The organism is Metallosphaera sedula DSM 5348 (assembly GCF_000016605.1).
GTDB classification, from domain to species: Archaea; Thermoproteota; Thermoprotei_A; order Sulfolobales; family Sulfolobaceae; genus Metallosphaera; species Metallosphaera sedula.
In genome coordinates this window covers 572,086-590,489 of the sequence record NC_009440.1, presented here as the reverse complement: position 1 = coordinate 590,489, position 18,404 = coordinate 572,086, and the positions used below count along the sequence as shown (strand labels likewise).

The 18,404-nt window shown below is 47.1% G+C and carries 22 protein-coding genes; 13 read left to right on the top strand and 9 right to left on the bottom strand.

Going from position 1 to position 18,404, the window contains the following annotated elements; genetic code table 11:
* Positions 1 to 62: 62 nt before the first annotated feature.
* Positions 63 to 488, top strand: a complete 426-nt coding sequence (locus MSED_RS03280) for a CoxG family protein (protein ID WP_012020606.1) — start codon at positions 63 to 65, stop codon at positions 486 to 488.
* A complete protein-coding gene (locus MSED_RS03275; protein WP_012020605.1) occupies positions 485 to 895 on the top strand; it encodes an SRPBCC domain-containing protein in 411 nt (136 codons plus the stop codon). The genes MSED_RS03280 and MSED_RS03275 overlap by 4 nt, the downstream gene beginning before the upstream one ends.
* Here the strand turns inward: MSED_RS03275 and MSED_RS03270 are convergent.
* Positions 882 to 2,444 carry a GTPBP1 family GTP-binding protein gene (locus tag MSED_RS03270; protein ID WP_012020604.1) on the bottom strand — a complete coding sequence of 521 codons (1,563 nt, stop codon included), beginning with the start codon at positions 2,442 to 2,444 and terminating at the stop codon, positions 882 to 884. The two genes, MSED_RS03275 and MSED_RS03270, sit on opposite strands and share 14 nt — an antisense overlap.
* 61 nt (positions 2,445 to 2,505) lie before the next feature.
* Between MSED_RS03270 and MSED_RS03265 the strand changes: the two genes are divergently transcribed.
* A complete protein-coding gene (locus MSED_RS03265) occupies positions 2,506 to 3,012 on the top strand; it encodes a ZPR1 zinc finger domain-containing protein (RefSeq protein WP_012020603.1) in 507 nt (168 codons plus the stop codon).
* Here MSED_RS03265 and hsp20 read toward each other — a convergent pair.
* Positions 2,984 to 3,496 (bottom strand): archaeal heat shock protein Hsp20, encoded by a 513-nt coding sequence (gene hsp20, locus MSED_RS03260; RefSeq protein WP_012020602.1) that lies wholly within the window; start codon positions 3,494 to 3,496, stop codon positions 2,984 to 2,986. The genes MSED_RS03265 and hsp20 overlap by 29 nt on opposite strands.
* 64 nt (positions 3,497 to 3,560) lie before the next feature.
* Positions 3,561 to 3,983: a methylmalonyl-CoA epimerase gene (gene mce / locus MSED_RS03255; RefSeq protein WP_012020601.1), complete on the bottom strand. Its 423-nt coding sequence runs from the start codon at positions 3,981 to 3,983 to the stop codon at positions 3,561 to 3,563.
* A gap of 89 nt (positions 3,984 to 4,072) precedes the next feature.
* Here mce and MSED_RS03250 point away from each other — a divergent pair, with 89 nt between their 5' ends.
* Positions 4,073 to 5,734 (top strand): acyl-CoA mutase large subunit family protein, encoded by a 1,662-nt coding sequence (locus tag MSED_RS03250; RefSeq protein ID WP_012020600.1) that lies wholly within the window; start codon positions 4,073 to 4,075, stop codon positions 5,732 to 5,734.
* On the opposite strand, the gene MSED_RS03245 is transcribed toward MSED_RS03250, so the two are convergent.
* Both MSED_RS03245 and MSED_RS03240 read right to left on the bottom strand, forming a co-directional pair.
* A complete protein-coding gene (locus MSED_RS03245) occupies positions 5,731 to 6,270 on the bottom strand; it encodes a phosphoribosyltransferase (protein ID WP_012020599.1) in 540 nt (179 codons plus the stop codon). The two genes, MSED_RS03250 and MSED_RS03245, sit on opposite strands and share 4 nt — an antisense overlap.
* Positions 6,263 to 7,354: an alkaline phosphatase family protein gene (locus MSED_RS03240; protein WP_012020598.1), complete on the bottom strand. Its 1,092-nt coding sequence runs from the start codon at positions 7,352 to 7,354 to the stop codon at positions 6,263 to 6,265. The genes MSED_RS03245 and MSED_RS03240 overlap by 8 nt, the downstream gene beginning before the upstream one ends.
* 148 nt (positions 7,355 to 7,502) lie before the next feature.
* Between MSED_RS03240 and MSED_RS03235 the strand changes: the two genes are divergently transcribed.
* Positions 7,503 to 9,053 (top strand): phytoene desaturase family protein, encoded by a 1,551-nt coding sequence (locus MSED_RS03235; protein WP_012020597.1) that lies wholly within the window; start codon positions 7,503 to 7,505, stop codon positions 9,051 to 9,053.
* 48 nt (positions 9,054 to 9,101) lie between these two features.
* Positions 9,102 to 10,901, top strand: a complete 1,800-nt coding sequence (locus MSED_RS03230) for an AAA family ATPase (RefSeq protein ID WP_012020596.1) — start codon at positions 9,102 to 9,104, stop codon at positions 10,899 to 10,901.
* On the opposite strand, the gene MSED_RS03225 is transcribed toward MSED_RS03230, so the two are convergent.
* Together MSED_RS03225 and trxB are read right to left on the bottom strand one after the other, a co-directional pair.
* A complete protein-coding gene (locus MSED_RS03225) occupies positions 10,840 to 11,631 on the bottom strand; it encodes an inositol monophosphatase family protein (protein WP_012020595.1) in 792 nt (263 codons plus the stop codon). The genes MSED_RS03230 and MSED_RS03225 overlap by 62 nt on opposite strands.
* Positions 11,628 to 12,599 carry a thioredoxin-disulfide reductase gene (gene trxB / locus MSED_RS03220; protein ID WP_012020594.1) on the bottom strand — a complete coding sequence of 324 codons (972 nt, stop codon included), beginning with the start codon at positions 12,597 to 12,599 and terminating at the stop codon, positions 11,628 to 11,630. The genes MSED_RS03225 and trxB overlap by 4 nt, the downstream gene beginning before the upstream one ends.
* 172 nt (positions 12,600 to 12,771) lie before the next feature.
* On the opposite strand from trxB, the gene MSED_RS03215 reads away from it, so the two are divergent.
* A complete protein-coding gene (locus MSED_RS03215; protein ID WP_048059991.1) occupies positions 12,772 to 14,268 on the top strand; it encodes a dihydropteroate synthase-like protein in 1,497 nt (498 codons plus the stop codon).
* On the top strand, positions 14,249 to 14,644 hold the full coding sequence (locus MSED_RS03210) for a hypothetical protein (RefSeq protein ID WP_012020592.1): 396 nt from the start codon (positions 14,249 to 14,251) through the stop codon (positions 14,642 to 14,644). Before MSED_RS03215 ends, MSED_RS03210 begins: the two co-directional genes overlap by 20 nt.
* A gap of 1 nt (position 14,645) precedes the next feature.
* Here the strand turns inward: MSED_RS03210 and MSED_RS03205 are convergent, their stop codons facing one another.
* A complete protein-coding gene (locus MSED_RS03205) occupies positions 14,646 to 15,062 on the bottom strand; it encodes a 6-pyruvoyl trahydropterin synthase family protein (protein WP_012020591.1) in 417 nt (138 codons plus the stop codon).
* Positions 15,059 to 15,544, bottom strand: coding sequence for a hypothetical protein (locus MSED_RS03200; RefSeq protein WP_012020590.1), 486 nt, complete (start codon positions 15,542 to 15,544; stop codon positions 15,059 to 15,061). Before MSED_RS03200 ends, MSED_RS03205 begins: the two co-directional genes overlap by 4 nt.
* A gap of 32 nt (positions 15,545 to 15,576) precedes the next feature.
* Between MSED_RS03200 and MSED_RS03195 the strand changes: the two genes are divergently transcribed.
* The 5 genes from MSED_RS03195 to MSED_RS03175 are packed head-to-tail and all read left to right on the top strand — an operon-like array spanning position 15,577 to position 18,394.
* A complete protein-coding gene (locus MSED_RS03195; protein WP_012020589.1) occupies positions 15,577 to 16,005 on the top strand; it encodes a hypothetical protein in 429 nt (142 codons plus the stop codon).
* The gene (locus MSED_RS03190) at positions 16,002 to 16,418 is read left to right on the top strand and encodes a HEPN domain-containing protein (RefSeq protein ID WP_012020588.1); all 417 of its coding nucleotides are present in this window, start codon (positions 16,002 to 16,004) and stop codon (positions 16,416 to 16,418) included. Before MSED_RS03195 ends, MSED_RS03190 begins: the two co-directional genes overlap by 4 nt.
* A complete protein-coding gene (locus MSED_RS03185) occupies positions 16,402 to 16,620 on the top strand; it encodes a hypothetical protein (RefSeq protein ID WP_012020587.1) in 219 nt (72 codons plus the stop codon). Before MSED_RS03190 ends, MSED_RS03185 begins: the two co-directional genes overlap by 17 nt.
* Entirely contained in the window at positions 16,575 to 17,222 is a 648-nt protein-coding gene (locus tag MSED_RS03180) for a 6-hydroxymethylpterin diphosphokinase MptE-like protein (RefSeq protein WP_404802723.1), read from the top strand. The genes MSED_RS03185 and MSED_RS03180 overlap by 46 nt, the downstream gene beginning before the upstream one ends.
* A 38-nt stretch (positions 17,223 to 17,260) precedes the next feature.
* The gene (locus MSED_RS03175) at positions 17,261 to 18,394 is read left to right on the top strand and encodes an isopropylmalate synthase (protein ID WP_012020585.1); all 1,134 of its coding nucleotides are present in this window, start codon (positions 17,261 to 17,263) and stop codon (positions 18,392 to 18,394) included.
* Positions 18,395 to 18,404 lie beyond the last annotated feature (10 nt).

Sequence of the window (18,404 nt, the reverse complement as noted above, 5' to 3'; positions counted from 1 at the left end):
AGTTGATGAAAATCAACTTGTTTGATGTAAAACTTTTTTCTTATGAAGGTTTTAGGTATCTCATGAAGTATCAAGGTGAGGTAAAACTTAACGTAGACAAGTCAACTATTTGGGGAATCCTGAGCAATCCTGAGTCCGTCTCGTCATGTTTTCCTGGAATAAAGAGTATTACTAAGGAAGGCGACGCATACAAGGTAGTTGGATCTGCTGGAATTGGTTTCATTAAGGGAGAATACAAGGCAACCGTGACCTTTACCAACGTAAAGCCCATGGACAGTATGACGATAAGTGCCAAGGGAACAGGATTGAACAGTAACGTGGATATAGTGGCTCAGGTTAAGGTGGACGATGGGAAACTTACCTATGACGCCGAGGTTAAAGTTGCTGGAGTACTTGCCTCTGTGGGGGCAAGGCTTATGGATCCTGCGGTGAACAAGCTTATTTCTGATCTCTTTGACTGTATAAAGAACAAGGTAGAGAAGAAATGAATAAGTTAACAGGTCTGGAGAAGATCAAGAGCGAGGATAGGGCCCTCTCCTTCTTCTCAGATGAGGGTAACCTCCTTCAGTGCATACCAGGAGTCAAGAGCATTAACGGTAAGAAGTTTGTGATAGAGGCAAAGCTTGGCCCATTGAGGGCAGAGTTGTCCGGTGAGGTGAAGGAGTATGAAGTCAGGGAACACGAGGTGAGCAATCTCCTTCAGGTTGATGGGCCGGGTTTAGTTGTCTTGATCAGGACTAGGCTGAACATTCAAGGAAGCGATCTTCATTGGGAGGCAGAGTACTCGATGGAGGGTTCACTGGCCAAGGCCCTAATGAACACAGTCAGTAAACAGGCAGAGGATGTATCAAGGCAGATAATATCCTGTACTTTATCAAAAATTAATCAATCTTAGTTATAATACCCAAACCCCTAGTTCTACCCTCCCTAAATACGAATATCTGTCCCGGCTCCACGTACTCTGACCTGAACATGAAAGCTAGCTGTACATCAGAGCTGTCCCCCGTCCTTAGAATCCCCTTCTCTATCTTCACGAACCTTACAGCCTGCCTGATCGTATGAAGGTGAAGCGTGGCCACGTAACCCTCCTTTATGGTTGTTGGGTGATGAAGAAGTATAACTCTGGCCCAGAAACTTCTAACCGCCCTAGGTTTGGCCTTTACTAGCACCATCCCCTTCCTTAGGTTATCCCTTTCTATCCCCTGAAGTGCAAAGGTTGCTATGGATCCTTGATTCACCGAGTCTACGAAAACCCTGTTCAACTGAATGCTTTTTATTCTAACCTCCTTGAACTCGTTATACTTACTGGGACCAATGAGTAGGCTATCGTTGGTTGAGACCTTTCCCCGGATAACTGAGCCCAGTACCACAGGTCCGACTCCTGGCACGTTATAGGTCTCATCAATATATACCAGGGGATCTGAGGATGGCGTTGACCTTCTTGGTGGAAGTAGATTGAGGAATTTGATCAGGAGATTTAGTCCTTGCCCTGTCACATTTGAGACCTTAAAGATTGGAACGACCCTTTTTGATCTTATGCCTATGATACCGTTTAGGACATCTCCCTCGTCTTCAACTTCCATGGCCAGCCTGTTTATTCCCGGTATCTTGAGGACTTCCTTCACTTGGTTCACTATCTCAGCCGTTCTCGACTCCGGGAACTTATCCACCTTGGTGATGACCACGAAGATTGGGAACTTGAGCACCGTGGAAACAGCTAGATGTTCTCTTCCCATGATACTTAATCCATCGTCTGCACCCACCACAAGCATCACGTAGTCAACCTCATATCCCAGGAGACCCTTTAGCGTGGTCCTAAGATATCTCTCGTGGCCCCCAAGGTCAATCAGTCTAATCGTCTTCGCGCTCTTTAGGGTTATTTCTGCCTCATCTGTAGGATCTCTGCATTGCGGGTTCACAGGGTTACCTGCACTGTCAAAGCCTAGAAGCCTCATGGTTATGGACGACGTTCTACCGCTGATCACCTCGTGCAAGTACCTCGCAACGGCACTCCTGAGAGATCCATTGCCGTCATCAAGTTTCCCCAGGATTAATGTTCCAGTTAGCGTACTCTTCCCAGCATTAACGTGTCCCATCACAGCGACGTTGATCTGAATAGGAATTTTGTCCTTATGTATCCTCACAAGAAGCTCTCCAACGTAGAGGTCATCCTTTACTTTCACTATCCTCTTGTGAGAGATTTTAGCGCTTATCATGGAAGCTACCCTTTCCACAGTGTTTATGGTAGCTTCCAGTTCCTCCATGGAAAGGCCTATTGCTTCTCCCTCGTCACTAACCCCAACCACGTATAGGGCCTCGCCTCCTCCCTCCTCAAGTCTGTACTTCATTTGTGTGGCTAGTTCTTGGAGCCTCTGTTCGTTGAGATTCGATAGAATAAGTTTATATTCTATCTTTCCGATATCGTTCTCTCGTGGAAACCTCATACCTTAGTTACTCTGAGCATATTATCTGTTATAATACCAAATTAAATTTTGGTTGATCGCCATGGAGCCCGAGCTAGTCATGGACCAGGTGTTCAAGTGTCCTGTTTGTAAGAAGGATACCTTTCAAGCTAAGGATTACGTGTATGACACGCCAACAGGTAAGTTACTTCTCTCGTACTGGGAATGCACAGATTGTCATTACCTATACAGGGACGTTAAGCCCTACGAGACTGGAGTCCCCGTGGAAATCACGCTCCTTGTGACCTCGGAGGACGACCTCTCATCCCTAGTGTATAGGTCAGCCTTTGCCGAACTCTATATTCCAGAGCTGGGAGTTGAGGTTATTCCTGGCTCGTCCTATCAGGGGGCTGTATCCACGATCAGAGGTCTTCTGGAAATAATAATGGATAACATGGGGTCTCTTTGCAAGAACAAGAAATGTGACAAGATCAGGCAGGCAATGGATGGAAAAATACAGTTTACAGTAATTATCAAGGATTCCTCTGGAACGAGTTTCATAAAAAATGACAAGGCTAAGGTTACTCGACCTTTATATCCTTCCCAGTAGCTACTGCCTTCTTCTTCATTACCACTTCTAAGACGCCATTCTTGTAGTTAGCCTTGGCCGTGTTTTCGTCAACGGGAGCTGGTAGCTCCACTTCCTTGTAGTACTTCTTGTCTTGAGAGTTTGCTGATATCACCAGTAGATCTCCATTGACCTTAACCTTTATGTCATTCTTGTCGACACCCGGAACCTCAGCAACTACCCTGATCTCGTCGTTCTTCTCGATTACATCAACTAGGGGCTCCCTTTCCTCGCTGAGAAGTGGCCTGTTACCTAGTCTTTTAACGTTGCCGAACTCCTCCACTACGGGTTTACCGTCAGGTCCCACAGTTACCTTGAATCCATAGACGTAAGGTCCATAGGTCTTGACTTCTCCCTTCTCAGCGGCCCTAAAGAACTCCCTCTCCATGGCCTCAAACTCTTCCTCAATTTGCCTTACGAGATCATCAAAGTAACTAAATATATCCTTTGATCTCTTGGTGGGCATGGTTGATCACATTTAAATCTTTGATTGAGAAAATATAAAATTTACGCTTAAAGTTTAAACTGTTTTAATGGGTTTCTTGAACGAGTTCCAGGAGGAGACCCATAACGCTCTTTGGATGAACGAAGGCCACCAGGTGACCCCTGGCCCCCTTTCTACCGTTCTTGTCAATCAAGGTTAATCCCTTCCCCTCTAGGTCTCTCAGGGAGGAATTGATATCCTTTACCTTAACTGCCAGGTGATGCATCCCCTGTCCCCTTGTTTTTAGAAACTTCGCCACAGTGTTATTTGGATCCTCATGATTCATGGGCTCCATGAGTTCTACCGCAGTGGTTCCTTCATTTCCCGTGAGGAAGGCCACCTTTATTCCCCTGTCCGGTAAATCCTCCCGATGCACCAGTTTCATTCCCATCTTCTCTGTGTATAACTTTATGGCTTCCTCTAGATTTTCAACTGCAACTCCCACGTGATCTATATCTAAGGTTTCCATGGGAATCTGTGATGATTTTTCCTATATAAGTTTAAGTAAAAAGCAAAGGTTATATACTGTATAAGCAAACTGTAACTGGGTATTTCCTGATGGTTACTCCTGAGAGGGTTAAGGAATGGGAAAGTAAATATTTACAGCCTTGGATATCTAAAAGAAAGGAGAGGAAAAACAAGTTCACTACTCCCTCTGGAATCGAAATAAAAACACTCTACACTCCCCTGGACCTTAAGGGAGATTATGAGGAGAAGATAGGCTTCCCTGGAGAGTACCCCTACACCAGGGGAATCTACCCCAACATGTATAGGGGAAGGATATGGACTATTAGGCAGTATGCTGGATTTGGGTCAGCCGAGGATACCAACGCTAGGTTCAGGAAACTATTGGAGGCAGGTCAGACCGGGTTGAGCACTGCCTTTGATCTCCCAACACAGCTGGGATTGGACCCAGATAACGAGTTGGCTTACACTGAGGTTGGAGTTGTTGGGGTGTCCATGTTCCACTGGAAAGAGATGGACATCGTTACCAATCAGATACCTCTGAACAAGGTCTCGACGTCAATGACAATAAACGCAACTGCAATGGAGCTTCTTTCCATGTATGTTGCAACTGCAGAGAGCAGAGGTGTTAGCCCCACGGAGATTGACGGAACCGTTCAGAACGATATACTCAAGGAGTACATTGCAAGGAAGAACTACATTTATCCCCCTGAGCCCTCCATGAGGTACGCAATAGACATCATTGAGTACTCCTACAAGAACATACCCAAGTGGCACCCCATCAGCATAAGCGGTTATCACATAAGGGAAGCGGGGGCTGATGCGGTCCTGGAAGTGGCCTTCACGCTGGCTGACGGGATAGAGTACGTGAGAAGAACCGCGGAAAGAGGGATACCTGTTGACGACTTCGCCCCCACCCTCTCCTTCTTCTTTGCGGGTTATACAAATCTCTTCGAGGAAGTGGCAAAGTTTAGGGCTGCCAGGAGGATGTGGGCCAAGATAATGAGGGACATGTTTAATGCGAAGAAGGCGGACTCCATGACCCTGAAGTTTCACACTCAGACGGGTGGAGCAGAGCTGACTGCACAACAACCGGAGATAAACATCATTAGGACCACAATTCAGGCCTTAGCCGCGGCTCTGGGAGGGACGCAGAGCCTACACGTAAACTCATATGACGAGGCGGTGGCCCTTCCCAGCGAGAAGGCTGCCAAGATCGCCATAAGGGTACAGCAAATTGTGGCCTATGAGAGCGGATCTACCGAGACAGTGGATCCACTGGCAGGATCATATTACGTGGAATGGTTAACCGACGAAATCGAGGAGAGAGCCTGGAAGATAATCGAGAGGGTTGAGGGTATGGGTGGGATGATGAAGGCGGTTGAGAGGGGATTCCCGCAGGCTGAGATTGCGGAGAGTGCCTATAGGCTTCAGAAGAAGATAGAGGAAGGAGAGATGATCAGGGTTGGAGTTAACATGTCCTACGAGCCTGATTGGATCGGAACAACCGAGGTTTTCAGGGTAAACCCCGAGATCAGGGAAAGGGTTCTCACGAGGTTGAAGAAGTACAGGTCTGAGAGGGATCAAATGAAGGTGAGGGACTCCCTCAATGCCCTTAGAAAGGCCGCTGAGAATCCGTCTGTCAACCTATTCCCATACGTCCTCGACGCGATCAAGAAGGGTTGCACCGTGGGAGAGATAAGTTCCACTCTCAGGGAGATATGGGGAGAGTACAAGGAGCCCATCATCTTCTAGCCCTTCATCTTGGAGAAGATTTCGTGTAATTCGAAGTATTTTTCCTTCTTGGCGACTGGTGCCTCAGGGTTAGATCTCACCACGTCCCACTTATCCCATGGAAAGATTATCCACTTCCCGACCTGTTCCCCAAAATAGTCAGGTATCTTTCTGGACCACGGCTTTACGTAGAGGGTTGCCGTCCTTATGAGCCTAGGAGAGAACATGGAAATCACGTTGGTAACTGCCTCGAGTGTTTCGCCAGTGTCCGAGACGTCATCAACTACCAGTACCTTCTTGTTCTCAAGGTCGTTCACGTAAACTGCCCTTATTACTGGTTTGCTGTCTGTCTGATTCACATCCCTATAGAATTTAATATCAATATACTTTATATTTTTCATGTTAAGTATGTCCGCAAACAACTTTGCGGGAATAACTCCTCCCGTCAGTATTGCCACTATGACGTCGGGGTAAAAGGACTCCGTTGCCATTTTCCTCGCAATCCGAAATATCTGTTCCTCTATGTCGTCCCAGGTAGGACTGAAGAACTCAACCATTGATCATCACCAATGGAACTTCCAACTCTTCTCTTAGGAGGCCACCGTGATGGCCTTTAAGTCTTGTGTAGTTTGATTTCTCCCTGAAGTTAAAGAAATAAGACGAGTAGTCTAGGGGAACGCCCACGAAGTCTGGCATACTCTCTGGGACCTTGTCTACCCCTCCCAGGAGCTTAAGGGTCTCATCCCTGTCAAACACCTTGAGGTTATATCTACTCTCTAGGAAGACCTTGAGGTCGTACCTAGACCTCAGAAAGAGGGCCCTGGAGTCCCCGTAGGGAGGTATCTCCAGCATGTTCATGAGTTCTTGGTCCTTATCGATCTCAATTCTCTCCGTCGTATCCACAAGTCCATGATCCGCAGTTATGATGGAAGTGTAGTCGGTCCTTTCCTTAAGGAGGGAGTAAAATCTCATGAAGATTTCTCTGGTGGCGAGCTTAACTGGGTCTGCATAGGGACCATACTTGTGGGCAAGGGAATCTATGTCAGGGATATAGGCATAAATGAACCTTGCCCCCTTATCCATGAGTTGTTTAAGCGACTCGTAGGCATCCCATACGTTCAGGTAGGTCTTGGTCTCTTGCGTGGTTCCCTGCACCGTGGTGGTGAACTGGGTATTTTCAATTCCCTGTGGTAGAACAGAGGCTGTCCCTTCCTTTACTTGCGAGAGGTAACCCTTTGCCTCTGGGAAAGCTTTCTCAAAGGGAAGCCCATCGGAGAGGCTGTCCCTCTCATTTAGGGTTGGGTGGGTGTACCTCAAGACGTTTACTATTCCCCCCAGTCTCTTCACGTAGGTATTATAACCAAGGATTCCGTGTTCAGCCGGGGTCTTACCTGTGAATATTGAAGCTAGAGTGGCTGAGGTGGTCGAGGGGAAAACCCCATGTATCTTGGTAGCCTCCTTCACTTCGCCCAGCGAGCTTTCCATGATGTTCCATCCAAAACCGTCTAGTATGAGGAGGACCAGCTTTTTCCCGGTCAGGGAGTAGCTGGTATTACATTGTAACTCAACACCTAACCACTTGGCGATACCGCATCCGAGGGAATATAGGTTCTTGCTATAGTCGGGGTATATCAATGACATACGATTAGTGTTAAAACCCCATTTTATTAAAATAGCTACATGCCAATATCAGAAATTTTAGTGACCATGTCCTACGTGGCCATTGCCTTCATAGCCGTTGGGGTAGCTCTATCCGTTATAGTCTGGCTGGGACAGAGGAAGTGACACCATGTACGACGTGGCCATTGTGGGTGGTGGTCACAACGGTCTTGTTACGGCGTCTTATCTAGCTATGAATGGACTTAAGGTCGCCGTCTTTGAAAGGAGGAACATAGTGGGAGGCGCCTCCGTCACGGAGGAGTTGTGGCCAGGGGTAAAGGTTTCCACAGGCGCCTACGTTCTCAGCCTTCTGAGACCCAGGATCATAAGGGATCTGAGACTGGAGCAATTTGGACTCGAGGTAATAACCAAGGATCCCGGGCTCTTCGTCCCCTTCGGTAACGGGAGGTCACTTTACATCTGGAGCGATCTCAAGAAGACTCAGAGGGAAATAGAGAAATTTTCCAAAAGGGACGCCTTGGCGTACGAGAAGTGGCTCAAGTTCTGGGATCCCTTCTATGAATTGGCGGATCTCCTGATGTTGTCCCCTCCACCCTCCTGGGATGATTTGGATAGTCTCCTCTCCCTAGTCAAGGTTCAGGGTCTAGATCTCTCGGAACTGGCCCTTCCCTTGAGGTCAGTGGTTCAGGATGCGTCCTCCCTTCTGAACGAGTTCTTTGAATCCGAGGAGGTCAAGGCAGCCCTAGTTGAGGACGCAGTAGTGGGGACAATGGCCTCTCCCTCCACCCCTGGTACCGCGTACGTTCTGGCTCATCACGTCCTCGGGGAAGTTAACGGTGTTAAGGGTGCGTGGGGCTACGTCAAGGGTGGGATGGGCGGTGTCACCCAAGCTCTCAGGAGGTCGGCTGAGCACCTTGGGGTGGAAATATTCACTGGGGCCGAGGTTGACAGCATTTTAGCGAAGGGAGGGAAAGTGGAAGGCATTAAACTAGCCAACGGGAAAATCGTTCACTCTAGGATAGTTGTGTCCAACGCAGACCCTAAAACCACCTTCCTGAAGCTCCTTAGGGACGCTGAACTGGACGAGGACTTCCTCAGGAGGGTCAGGTCGCTGAAGAGCAGGGGAGTCTCATTCAAGATCGTGGGTTACACCGAGGAACTGCCCAATTTCGGGAACGGGACTACTCTAGGCCCAGAGCACGTGGCGTCTGAGCTTATTCTGCCCTCCGTCGACTACGTTGAGAGGGCCTTCATTGACGCCAAATCCCTTGGTTACTCCAAGGAACCTTGGCTTTCCATAAACATACAGTCCTCAGTGGATCCCACGGTTGCCCCTCCGGGTAAGTTCTCCTTCTCAATCTTCGGTCAGTATCTTCCCTACTCCAAGAACTTGGACGATATGAGGGAACTGGTATATCAGATAACCCTGGAGAAAATAAGGGAGTACGCTCCCAATTTCAAGCCAGTTAAGTACGAAGTCTTAACCCCACTGGATATAGAGAGAAGGTTTGGAATAACTGAGGGCAACATCTTTCACCTGGACATGACGCCCGATCAGTTATACGTTTTCAGACCTCTGCCTGGGTACCACGATTACACCACACCGGTACAGGGGCTATATCTATGTGGCTCGGGAACACATCCTGGTGGAGGGGTAACTGGGGCTCCAGGTTTTAACGCCGCTCAAAGGATATTGTCCGACCTCAGGAGTAATCACTAAATCTATTTTACTCCTGCTTATATATGACCAAGTCAAAAATAACTTAGAATGAGCTACATCGAGACAATGCTAATTCTTTTTATAGCACTTGGTATTATAGTCTACATACTTATGGGTCTATTTAAAAGATTTACTACCAATTTCACCACCAGCGACAGGGCTTCCCAGGTTCAGGTGAAGTCTAAGAAGAAAGAGGAGGAGGAGAGAAAGGCTTCCTGGGACGACATTGGAGGTTACGAGGATGTAAAGAAGGAGATCAGGGAGTACATAGAGTTTCCCCTGAAGAACAAGGAGATAGCCAAGACCTATGGGTTAAGGCCTCCAAAGGGAGTATTACTTTTCGGTCCCCCCGGTTGTGGAAAGACTCTAATGATGAGGGCTTTGGCTGGCGAGGCTAAACTGAACTTCATTTACGTGAATGTCAGCGATATCATGAGCAAATGGTACGGGGAAAGCGAGGCCAGGCTCAAGGAGTTGTTCGCTAACGCCAGGAAGAATGCCCCATGTATCCTGTTCTTCGATGAGATAGATACAATTGGTGTAAGGAGGGAAACCCACAGTGGTGATTCAGTTACTCCCAGGTTACTTTCCCTCATGTTGTCGGAGATTGATGGCCTGCACAGCGATGATGGAGTAATAATAGTTGGTTCCACTAACGTGCCCCAGACGTTGGATAAGGCATTACTTAGGGCAGGGAGATTCGATAAGTTGATCTTCATAGGTCCTCCGAATAAGCAGGCCAGGCTGGAGATACTGAAGGTTCACTGTGCAGGCAAGCCCTTGGCCCCAGACGTGGATCTATCCAAGATAGCAGAGATGACGGAGAGGTACAGTGGAGCGGATCTGGCAAACATATGCCAGGAAGCGGCGAGGAAGGTGGCTGTGGAGGCGTTGGAGAGCAAGACCGAGAGGAAGATAACTATGCAAGACTTTATGGAGATCATTCAGAGATACAAACCAAGTATCACTTTACAGATGCTTGAGGAGTTCGAAAAGTTCAGGCTAGATTACGAGAGAAGATCTAGGAAATCTGAGGATGCTAAGGAGGGAGAGGACAAGATAACTCTGGATGACATAGGTGGCTACACGAAGGTTAAGCAGGAACTAAAGGAGCTCCTAGAGCTTCAGCTAAAATACGCTAGACTCATGGAGCAGATGAAGGTTCCACCAATTAGGGGGCTCCTACTTTATGGCCCTCCAGGAGTTGGTAAGACCATGATGGCTAAGGCTCTCGCTAAGACTCTCGATGTCAAGTTGATTTCAGTGAGCGTGGCGGAGATAATGTACAAGGGATATGAGGGAGCAGTTGCCACAATAAAGGAAGTGTTTAACAGAGCGAGGGAGAACAGGCCCGCAATAATTCTCTTGGACGAGCTAGATGCTATTGCATCCAAGAGAACCCAGAGGGGTAACGGCGAATCCTCAAAAATTGTGAACCAGCTTTTGACAGAGATGGACGGAATAAGAAACCTAAAGGAGGTAGTGGTTATTGGTACCACAAACAGGATCAAGGTTATAGACCCCGCGCTACTCAGGCCCGGAAGATTTGACATAGTGATAAAGATGGGTCTTCCCAACCTCGAGGAAAGGCTGGACATTCTGCAAAAGTACCTTGGGGTGGAGAATTGTCAGGAGGTGGACTGCAGGAAGATTGCAGAGCTCACCGAGAATTACACAGGGGCCGATCTGGCAGCGGTTGCTAGGGAGGCGAAGATAAGGGTGCTCAAGGACATTATAAGGGGACAAACTGACAGGAAGTTAACCAAGGAGGATATGATGGAGTCACTCAAGAAGGTAAGGCCTTCCACGCTGATAAAATCCGTTGAGAAAGCGAAGAGTCAGGAGTAACCAGTACGTTCTTCACGACCGAGACCTTTTCCAGGTCTATCCTTATTCTTTCCCCTTCAAGACTGAAGGGGGATATGTTCACCTTCTCGCAGAAATTTAGTGATGAGGCTATATCCACGTTTCTGAGCTTGTTTCTGACATCAACGAAGAGGTAAGCCCTTCCCGTGCAGACAAGCAACATGTCCAGCGAAGCTGCACCTAGATTTCTGGTTTTATAGTTCCCCTCTATTGCTGAAAGTACCTGGGTGATCTCCCTCAGTCTGCTCCTATCAAAGTAGGGAAGAACTATCCTCTGCTTGGGAGAGGACACCCTCTCAACTCTCTCCCCGTTAATGTACGCCCCCCTCTCGTCGTATGAATAGGTCTTCCCAGAGAATATTTCTCCCACTATTCCTGCAACCGGAGCTCCCTTTGAGGAGTAGACAGAGATCGAGACTGCAGCCCAGGTTATACCGTTAAGAAAGTTCGTGCTACCATCGAGTGGATCGATCACGGCGACGTATTCCGACCCTTCCTTTCTTATGGTTCCAGTTTCCTCAGTAACGTATGTTATTGGGAGACCAGTTTCGTTGAGCTTCTCCAGTATAAAATCCTCTGCAAGTTTATCTATTACCTTCGTGGTGTCATCTTCGTGTGTACCCAGTACCCTGTCTATCCCCTCCCTTCCGCTCATCTCTCGTAGGTACTTCGTTGCCTCCGCGGAGATCCTTTCCAGGATAGTTCTCATCATGTTTTACCTTTTCTCTCGTTCAAATAGTTATAAGCTGAGTGTGCCGCAACCGCGCCCATTGCTGTTGACGTTGCAACCTGTCTGAATCCAATCCACTTGTTGGTGCAGTCCCCTGCAGCGAAAACCCCTGGTAGGTTAGTCCTTGTCCAGTCGTCTACCTTTATGTAACCCTGTTCGTCCACCTCTAGTCCGTTAATCTTAGCGAACTCAGTGGGGGGTTCAAATCCTATTTCCACGAATATTCCATTGGCATCTATCTCCCTTACCTCGCCGGTTTTCATATTCTGTACCACAACTTTCCTGACAAGCTTATCTCCCTTAATTTCCTTGACCACGGAGTTCAGGATCAACTCCACATTTGGTTTCTCCTTAACCAGTTTCACTATTATTGGTTGAGCCCTAAACTCTTCCCTTCTATGCACAAGGTAAACCTTGGTCGCGTACCTGCTAAGTAGCTCGGCCCCGTCCAACGCCGAGTTTCCTCCCCCCACTACAACTACTGGCCTATTCTTGAAGAGTGGGGCGTCACACACGGAGCAGTAGGAGACACCCCTACCTATAAACTCGTTCTCACCTGGAACATTAAGTTTCCTCCTCTTGGTTCCCACTGCTACTATTAGTGTAGAAGCCCTAAACTCTCCCTTTCTCTTGGTCTTGACCACATATTCCTCGCCCTCTCTTTTAAAGGACTCTACCCTGTCCATGAGAACAGGTACCTTGTATTTCTCTACATGAGCGTTGAATAACTTTATCATTTCCGACGCTTGAACGCCAATGAGGCCCAGGTAGTCATCCACTTCTCCTGCCTCAGTTAGCTGACCTCCTGGCGTCTCCCCTATTACAAGCGTCTTTAGCATGTACCTAGCTGCGTATAGTGCAGCACTGTAGGCTGCTGGACCAAGACCAATAATGATGGTATCAAATTTCTCGTTTGGGTTAATATTCGTTGAGCGTGGAATGAGACTCATAAATCCTCACTATCCCCCAAAATATTAAATGTTGCCTTCATTCTAGTTTAAACTTTTTCTTATAAAAAAGATGTAAACAAGAATATCAAATTATCATTGTGAACATACTAGGTTGATACAGCCCAACTTAATGTCATTTATTTTAACTTACGATTCTAAGATCTCCTGGATCATGAGAGTACTGCTAATTACAGGTAAATTGGCTAGGCCGATCTTGGAGGAGGCTGTCAAAAACTTGGAAGGCGTCTCCATTTTGGCCCTAGATTACCCTGTTGCCTCCCTAATGAGCATAAGGTACATTCTAGAGAAGTTAAAGGAGAGAAAGGAGCTCCTATCTCAATACGACTATCTTGTTTTGCCAGGGCTAGTTTATGGTGACGCAAAGATAATCGAGAAGGAACTCGGAATTAAGACCTACAAGGGAACTGAAAATGCCTGGGACGTGGTGAGGGTGATAGATGCTCTGAGGAATGGTGTAGAGCTATCTACCATATACCCTGCTGACGTCATTCTAAATACCTCGTTGATGGAGGATGCCATGAAAATTCTGGATGAGGTTGAGGCTAACGCTCAGTATGCGTTCGATATAGGGTTTAGGATTCCGCTTCGCCCTCCACCCTTTAGGCTTCTCCTCGAACTCGACCCATCACAGCCTCTAGACAAATGGCTTCACGAGATAGGGAGAGTAAAACCATACGTGGATGGTGTGGTGGTGGGGTTTCCGGTAGGTTTCTCGGATCTAGATGAGGTAAGGAGAAGGGTTAAGTCTGTTAGGGACGTGATTTCGGTTGTGGGGATAGACAGCGACTCCCCTCAGATACTAAAGGAGGGAGTAAGGGAAGGTGCGTCTCTAGTCCTCAATCTCAATGAGGACAACATGGAGAAACTTGAGGAGCTCAAGAAGGAGTCTGCGTTCGTTGTGGCCCCCTTCTCGACAGAGAATAGGGCTGAGACAACTGTGAACCTTGTGAGAAAGGCCAAGCACATGGGTTTCGATAGGCTCATTGCTGACCCAGTTCTCTCACCCCCTCTCATGGGCTTCACGGAGAGTATCTTGGATTATGCTAGGCTAAGGGCAACTTTACCAGATACACCACTAATGATGGGTACGTTGAATGTTACGGAGTTGATTGATGCTGACAGCCATGGGGTAAACGCACTTCTTTCAGTTATGGGAATGGAGCTAGGTATTTCAGTCTTCTTGACCATGGAGAAGGGAAAGACCAGATGGAGTGTATGGGAATTGAGAGAGGCCACTAAGATGGTTTCCATTGCTCACTCTCAGGGAAAGGTACCCAAGGATGTGGGAATAGATCTTCTCCTCCTTAAGGATAAAAAGAGATTGAAAGCCTTCTCCCCTCAAACAAAAAGGATACCTGCACGGGAAATTGAACCAGAAATGGACAGGGCTGGCTTCGTTCACATTGTCCTTGAGGATCGAAAAATAGTAGCTTCGTTTAGGGGAAAGAAAGAGGTGTCTGTTGAAGGGCAAGATGGGCTTCTAGTGGGAAGAACGCTCCTAAGGGAAGTAGGGGATATCTCGCCAGAACATGCCCTGTATATAGGGTATGAGCTAGCTAAAGCCGAAATTGCTAGCTATCTGGACAAGAACTACATTCAAGATAAACCCCTTGTAAGGAGGATAGGCCTTGAGGATAGTGGTGCCTAAGGTAACAGTGTTAAATGCCGAGGGTTACAGGGTTTGTATAGCCCATTATCCCCTTCAGGATTCAGGTGAGTGGGTTGAGAGGATCCGTAGTACCATGAGGATTTCATCATGTAGTAGTCCTATTCCTTGTTACTCCCTGATCTATGGTGGAGTCATTCTATTTGAGGGGGAAAAGCCTGTGTGGAGAGGCGAATTTAACGGCTACTTTACCTTGACGGAGGAGACATGTAATGACAGTCTTGAACAGTTTCTAACTAAGGTTGATAGGGGAGAGGATACCTGCCTGAAGGTCTCGGAGGGAACGCTCAAGCTTCTCAGGAAGTGCCAGTCGTGTACGAGGGTAGATCCAATAGGCCTGAGGATGATTGTTGACTGATTCAAGGGTATTCTATCAAGGCATAGGAATCGGATCCCTCATATATTTTGACGAATACCTTGAAATTGCTCCCTAATCTTGTGAAGACGTATTTAGCAATCTCCATGCCTATGTACTCCACAGTGGGATAGGGAGCTTCAATTATTTTCACTTCTAACTTGAACGGTGAAGTTATACTAATCTTGTCCATATCTCTTCTAGGAACAATGAACTTGTGATCCCAGGACGAGATGGCCTCCTTAATCAGCTCCCTCAACTTGTTGAAATCCACAACAAAACCATTCTCCTCGTGAACTTCTCCCTCTACTTCCACCGTAACCCTATAGGTATGCCCGTGTAGCTGATTATCCTTGGGAGAGGAAAGCGTGTAATGGGCCGAGTCTATGGAAAAACCCTCTATTCCAACCCTCACTTTCATTGAATTTTCACCATATTCTTCTCAAAGTGTTCCCACAGTGCCTCGATTAAATATCTAATCTCGTCACAGATGGACTTGATATCTGGGTCCATCCTAATTCTTTCAATGGACTTGTTTACATCAACGAGCTCCTGAAAATTCCCTGAGGCAATTATCCTTCCCTCAAAGGTTAGCTTCTCGCCCAGGGAGGTATTCCCCCCGTATTCCACCAATCTGTAAACCGTGTAAGTCAAGGAATCTAGATCTCCCTTGAAGTCGCCCACTCTGCCCTGAACCTCTCTCCTGAGAGTCCTAACCTGTTCCCTCACAAGCTCAACGAGGCTATCCACAACCTCCAGCCTTGACCTAAATGTGTCATTCTCCATCAGGGATCGAAACTCTGTATTCTCTAGGCACTTGGAATCGCACGGAACGTCCATATCTATGATCTCGATCTTCATAGCTGGCCTAGCTGACTGGTAACGCTGGATCCAGTAATCCATAACTTTATTTCAGTTTCTTTAAGACTTTAAACATGACCGTTTGGGAATTTGTATCAGATCTATCTGAATCAATCCTGGAGCACTACGGGGACAAACTGAGAGGTCTCGCTTTCCTTCCTTCAGATCCCGTATTAATGCTGGTAGTCCTAGATGGCGTAGATCAAATCTCATTCCTCGCAAGGGGACAAATATTTCACTATTTTTATAAGAAACAAAGAAGGGAAGATAAAGCAAGGAAAATCGTAATTGAAACAGGATCTGATCCTTCAGTCACGGGTATAGTGATAAGCCCCAAGGAACTAGAGCATCATTACCCTGTGGTTCTAAGCATTCTTTCTGCAGGGTATATCCTTTACGATCCAGGTAACATTTTCAAGGAGAAGTGGCGAGTGGTTAACTATCTTGGGAAAAAGCTAATTGATATCAAAAACATCAAGAAAGGCGAGGTGGTTGAAATTTGAATAACAGTGCCCTTGCTTCAGAATATCTACTTCGGGCTACGAGAACCTTGAAGGAGAGCACTGACGCGTTCAATGACGGGGACCTATACTACACTGTGGTGAGGTGCAAGGAGACCCTTGAGAACCTTGCCTCGACCCTGCTTTCCCTCTATGGAATCCTCACCGCAAGCGGATCTCCCGTGGACGTTTTAGGCTATCTAATCGAGACAAGGGAAATCGATCAGACGATTAAGGCAGTCATATCAGAGATCCAGGAAACCTGGAGGGAGATTATCCCCGTGACCTTTATGAATGAGTCTCCAACTAAGGCTCCCTCCGTCACGGCAAGACAAGCTGAGGTAAAGCCCCTTCTAGAGAAGGTCACATCACTTTTCGATAAAACGAGGGAGATATTCGATGGATTTCACAATTGATCTAGACGATTTCACGTGTTCCGGTAACCCCCTGGAGGCACTTGAGTACCTCCTGGGAAGGGAAGTAGTGTTCTCCATATCTAGGGATAGTCCCTTTTTACCCATAATCAGGAGCAAGTATAAGATCAAGGAAATATCTAGGGAGGGTGACATCATATATTTCATGATCAGTTCAGATGGCTCAGGTTCTATGACAGGATAAGAAGCGAGTTCGGCTTCTCCCTCAGAGACGATTATATTTCATCTGTCTTACTTAACCTAAGAATTACAGAGGATCTAGAGTACAGACTGGCTAAAATCATAGACGGAAAGGATGTGGCCCTAGTGGGAGCTGGTCCATCCCTGGAACGTGTTAACGAGATTAGGGGCGATGTCATAGTCTCAGCTGATGGTGCAACTAATTATCTTGTGAAGAGGGGGATAATCCCGGATGTGGTTGTCACGGATCTAGATGGGTTGATGACCTTTCCAGACTCAATGTACGTGGTTCATGCCCATGGGGATAACATGCCTCTGCACTGGAAATTAGGGATGATGAGGAGTGTGATAGGCACAACTCAGGTTTACCCCTTTGGAAGACTGAAGTTATATGGTGGTTTCACAGATGGGGATAGGGCCTTCGTTTTGGCGAAAACCTTCAATGCAAGATCAATTAGGCTCTACGCCATGGATCTGGACTCAGATTTCATAGGCATGTACTCTAAACCCTTTCTAAGGGAGAACGTACCCATGACTTACATGAAGAGAAGAAAACTCCACATAGCAAAAGAAATTATTCATACCCTAACTAGGAAAGATTTATAAAAATATGGAGTTGTTTATTAATGTGGGTAGAGGGATGAGTGTTCTCCACTAGAAGAGTTAGAATATTTGATACAACTTTGCGTGACGGAGAGCAAGCTCCTGGGATAGATCTTACCATAGATCAGAAAGTGAGGATAGCAAGGCAGTTGCAAAGGCTAGGAGTAGACACGATAGAGGCAGGGTTTCCAGCATCTTCAGAGGGCGAGTTCATCGCAACCAAGAAGATCATAGAGGAAGTGGGAGACTCCGTTGAGGTCACAGGTCTTGCTAGGGCAAATAAGAACGATATTGACAAGGGTATAGAGGCAGGTCTTTCAAGCATCCATGTGTTCATTGCCACCTCGGACGTGCATCTTAAGTATAAGTTGAAAATGACGAGAGAACAGGTAATAGACAGGATCTATGAATCCGTGAGGTACGCAAAATCTCACGGCCTGATAGTGGAGTACAGCCCTGAGGACGCTACGCGAACGGAGGAAGAGTTCCTATTGCAGGCTGTTAAAACCGCAGTTGAGGCTGGCGCTGATAGGATAAATATACCAGATACCGTTGGGGTAATGCATCCCTTCAAGTTCCAGGAAGTAATTAGGAAAGTAGTTTCTGTAGCTTCGGGGAGGATCATAAGTGTTCATTGCCACAATGACTTTGGATTGGCTACAGCGAACTCCATAGCCGGTGTTGTGGGCGGAGCTAGACAGGTACATGTTACAGTTAATGGTATAGGGGAGAGGGCCGGGAACGCATCCCTTGAGGAAGTGGTGATGGCCCTGAAGAAGCTCCTAGATTACGAGGTTGGAGTCAAGCCCTGGTTACTTTATGACACCAGTAAGCTTGTATCAGAGCTTACGGGTGTTCCAGTCCCGTTCTTCAAGGCGGTAGTAGGGGACAATGCTTTTGGACATGAGGCCGGGATCCACGTTCATGGTGTTATAGAAAATCCGCTCACCTACGAGCCCATGTCACCTGAGGAAGTCGGCAACTTCAGGAGACTTGCCTTGGGTAAACATAGCGGAATACATGGGCTTAGAAAGATCCTTGAGGACCAGGGTATATACCTGGATGACGAGAAGTTAAAGGTAGTGTTGAGCGAAGTTAAGAAGATGGCAGATACTGGTCATAGGGTAAGTGCAGAGGACGCGAAGAGGATAGCATCTAGATTTTTGAGCTCCTGAGCCTCTTTAG